Raw genomic sequence first — 3,887 nt, forward strand, 5'->3', positions numbered from 1 at the left:
ATTTTAACAACAGTGCCAGAGCGACCTAATTTTTCAACATCCAGCTTATCCACTACTTTGTAATAAAAACTTTCGTGAGGCCCATCAATCGCACATGAAATAATTTTACCATCGACTTTTTTTGTTGTGATCTCAATGCGAGAACCAATCATGAAGCACGATAAGATACCAATTCCAAATTGTGATGTAGGTGTAAAGTCTCCCCCCCACTCAGCTTGTTTTTTAAAAAAATCGGAGGATTTATAGTATGAATTACCTATATTTAGCAAATAGTTTTCAATGATATCTTTATTCATACCAATACCATTATCATGACAATAAAGGTACGTACCGTCATCATCAATAAGGCCAAACTCAATTTTATTATCTAATATTAAATTTGAAGACGATTTTAAACTCCTACATGCATCCAGAGCATTCTGATAAAGCTCCCTCAAACATGCATATTTATCCTTATATAGCCCAACACCCATTAAAAGGTTTAATATGTGTTTTTGATTTAACTTAAACCTAAGATCTCTCATAGGGAAAAAAACATCCTCATCGTGTTTTATCCCATCTCTATTTACTTTTTCTGATAATGAAGGAATATAACTAGATTCCCATTTCCTATCAAAGCGGAAGTAATTTTGAATTTCAAGATCAATCCAGTCTATATATTCATGAATTTTAAAATAATCTTTAGGTTTATCACAAAATGCCTTGAAGGAAATTATCCCATCATCAATACTATAATTAACCCCGTTGTTTTTAACTGCCCATTCTTGAAAACTATATTCAGAGTCGAATACCATTGATGAACGAATCGCTATAGGAGCTCTATCGTAACTAAAATGAATAATGTCACCAAGGCGCAACATTACTGCTACAAATTGAAGATTAGCAGTCTCTTTACCGTAATACTGCGACTTGATATCTAGTGTATCTATAAAAGAAATATTCTCGCAATGGGATCTGCATATAGCAGCTAAATCTCGGGCTAATTGTTTTCCCCAAGCAGCTTGCTCTAATTTCTGTTGGAATATTTTTGAAAGATTTTTTATGTATTGCTCTACTCTTATATGATGATTAAATCGAATAAACCCTGTTCTTATCGATTTATTTAAAAGTTCAAATTCTTCTTTTGATTTTAAGTTAGTAATTTCGCTTTTATAGCCATTTCTAAAGGATTGATATTTGATTAACAATTCAGCTAATTCAACCTCTAGTTTGTTCTCTTCTGAAGGCGAGAATAACCAGTCGGCAACCTCCGAGAATTCTTTGTAAAGTTCAGTCTTATTTTGTTTAATAAACCTGATGGCGTCTGATAATTTTAAAGGAGCATTCAAATCATGCCTAAGTTTGGAACTTTTATTGTTGTATTTATTAGTTCCCTCTGTAAGTTTAAATAGTTTTATTTCCCAGTCTGCAGGAGCCATAGCACAGTCATGTAGAAATGACGACAAGTGCAGTAAGAACAACTCATAACTAGATAGGTTATTTAAAACTTCCTCCCCCAATAAATTTTCTATATTTTCGACGACTTTTATACAGTGCTTTTCATCATGTAAATCAAATTCTGTAAGTATTGATATGACTCTTTTTAAATGAGCTCTAGATTTCTTTTCAATCTCAGAGGCTAAAGTATATAACTGAGATTCTATGCAAACTTCCTCATCGACAGGATCTATTACACGTCCTTGAAGAATATCCATTATTTTCATGTTGTTGGTCTCGATGATTAATTTACATTAAAATAAGAGTAACATTTTTATTGCCTATTTATAACGACTTACAGGGATGTTTTAGATATAACTAGCGTTTCAATTGGCAGGTGAAACTATATACTCAGTTGATAATTGGAGGGGATGAACCGACTATTGACCTTCGGGAACTTAATCTAAAAAACATTTAATATAAGATCTATCACCCACTCGGTGATGTACATGTTTTTTACTATACACTCATTAATCGGGCTTTTTTGTCCCTAAAATGGTACTCAAACGCCTCCTATAACGAAATAGAAGTACCTCATTGCCTAGCCACAACATCAGCGTTTTTGTTGCTCCATACGAAATCTAATCGCTTCCATTGGATCTGGTGTAGCAATTGGGTAATTTTCTTCTTCAAATACGTGAATTAATGTCACTAGAGCCTCTAATTCAGCAGCCTCTGATGAATTTGGTAGAGCGCCCCAAAGTACTCCAACACGAGCTAGAGCGAGCTCATTATCTTTAACTGTTTTGATTTGCATAAAATAATTCTCTATGTAGTTGTCTAGTGATTATAGCCACGAATTGAAATAGAGAACATTCATATCTTCTATCTCGCAATGTGCCCCTTTCGCCTCAGGAAGCTAAATCGCAACTGCCCCCATAGCACCTCATAAACCATTAAATCAGTGGACGGTTATACTTAGCCACAACAATTTTTATATAAACAAGTTACTAATAAAAATCATATAAAAAGCTTATTGACATTACTTTTAACAAGGATACTCTAAAGGCTTAAGTTCTTGTTAATATAGGGGTTGTCAATTGAAAATAGTATATACAGCTAGTGAGCTTGCTAAGTTAACATGGAGGGTGTTTTTTAAAAGGAGGCCTTTTCCGACATTATTAATTTCTTCTGGACTAGCTCTATTGTTTTCAGGGAATAGCCTAAAATGGTTTGCTAATTGGGAAACACTGAAACCTATATTGGAAAGATATTCATCTGAGGAGACTGCTAGTAATATTATCATACTATCAGACTTCTTTTTTCCTCAAGATAATACCCCTCAATCCATCATGCTCATTCTTGGTGTAATTGCTTTTTGTACGGGTATCATAAGTGGTTTGATTAATTTTTATTTTGAAAAAGTAGCAATAAAAAAATCAACTCTGTTACCTATTGAAATTTATGGTTTTTCTAGAGCAGTCCCTTCTAAAGAGCTTTATAAAGAACTGGAAAGTGAAGGGTACAATACCTCAATCAGATATAGGGTTAATCTCAGTCCACAATTGGATAAGCCATTTGTTTCTGCTGATGATGTAAAGCAGTCAGTCAAAATTATCAAGCAACTATTGTACTCTATTGATTTACATAGAGCTGATAACAGTCAATTAAACATAAACATAACTAGTATTGCTCAAGTTCCGGCTATTTTTCAACTAGGGTACAGCTTCGGCATGATGGCTGGTGTGAATGTATGGAGTTGGGATAGGTTTAAACAGCGTTGGGATAATGGTGGAAAAACTTTTGATATGATCAGAACACTAGAACTTAATACTGGGAATACTGTGTTTTGTCCGAAGGTTATTCATAAAGTAATTGAAAATAAGAAGGTAAATAGCAATGAGGTAGGGTTCTCCTTTTCTTTTACGAATAATGTCGATTTAGATTTATCTATTAATGCATCAGAAATTGGAAAACTCTTTGATCTACATTTTGAGGGGGACAACAAGCACCCTAACAATCTTCTGTCCAAATCAAGGCGAATGGAGGTATTGAACAAATTCAATGAAATATTTGAAAGAGAAGTAAAAAATAGTTCTTGCAAAAAACTTCATTTATTTATATCTGCTCCAACTTCGTTTGTATTTGAATTAGGCCAAATGCTATCACAGAACCACTATCTACCCTGTGCTGTTTACCAATACGGCGATGTCAGATCTGTTGGACACCCATATCATAGTTACAGTTTATCATTCAGTGGTGTTAATGCGCCAGACATCAAAATATTAAAGGTACAGCCCTAAAGTATTGCAACTTTAGGTGCATGATTAAATATGTATGTATGTAACCTGAATTCTGGATAACAGAATAAAAAATTGAACTAAATGCCCACCAAGCGATCAGATCTTTCGACCAAGAAACGATTTGAAAGCAAACAAGGTGGGCATATGAATAACTTAGTGGAATTATTT

Annotated in this window: 3 protein-coding genes; 1 reads left to right on the forward strand and 2 read right to left on the reverse strand. The window is 33.9% G+C overall.

The window, feature by feature from the left end; translation table 11 throughout:
* Together KSO91_RS16375 and KSO91_RS16380 are read right to left on the reverse strand one after the other, a co-directional pair.
* A partial coding sequence (locus KSO91_RS16375; protein WP_238744095.1) for an HD domain-containing protein occupies positions 1–1,694 on the reverse strand: 1,694 nt, incomplete at its 3' end.
* Between the two features lie 335 nt (positions 1,695–2,029).
* Positions 2,030–2,233: a hypothetical protein gene (locus KSO91_RS16380; RefSeq protein ID WP_238744096.1), complete on the reverse strand. Its 204-nt coding sequence runs from the start codon at positions 2,231–2,233 to the stop codon at positions 2,030–2,032.
* A gap of 283 nt (positions 2,234–2,516) precedes the next feature.
* Here KSO91_RS16380 and KSO91_RS16385 point away from each other — a divergent pair, with 283 nt between their 5' ends.
* Complete coding sequence (locus tag KSO91_RS16385; protein WP_238744097.1) at positions 2,517–3,719, forward strand: SAVED domain-containing protein; 1,203 nt, start codon at positions 2,517–2,519, stop codon at positions 3,717–3,719.
* The last annotated feature ends 168 nt before the right edge of the window (positions 3,720–3,887 follow it).

Origin of the sequence: Psychromonas antarctica, assembly GCF_022267535.1 — a bacterium.
Classification (GTDB): domain Bacteria; phylum Pseudomonadota; class Gammaproteobacteria; order Enterobacterales; family Psychromonadaceae; genus Psychromonas; species Psychromonas antarctica.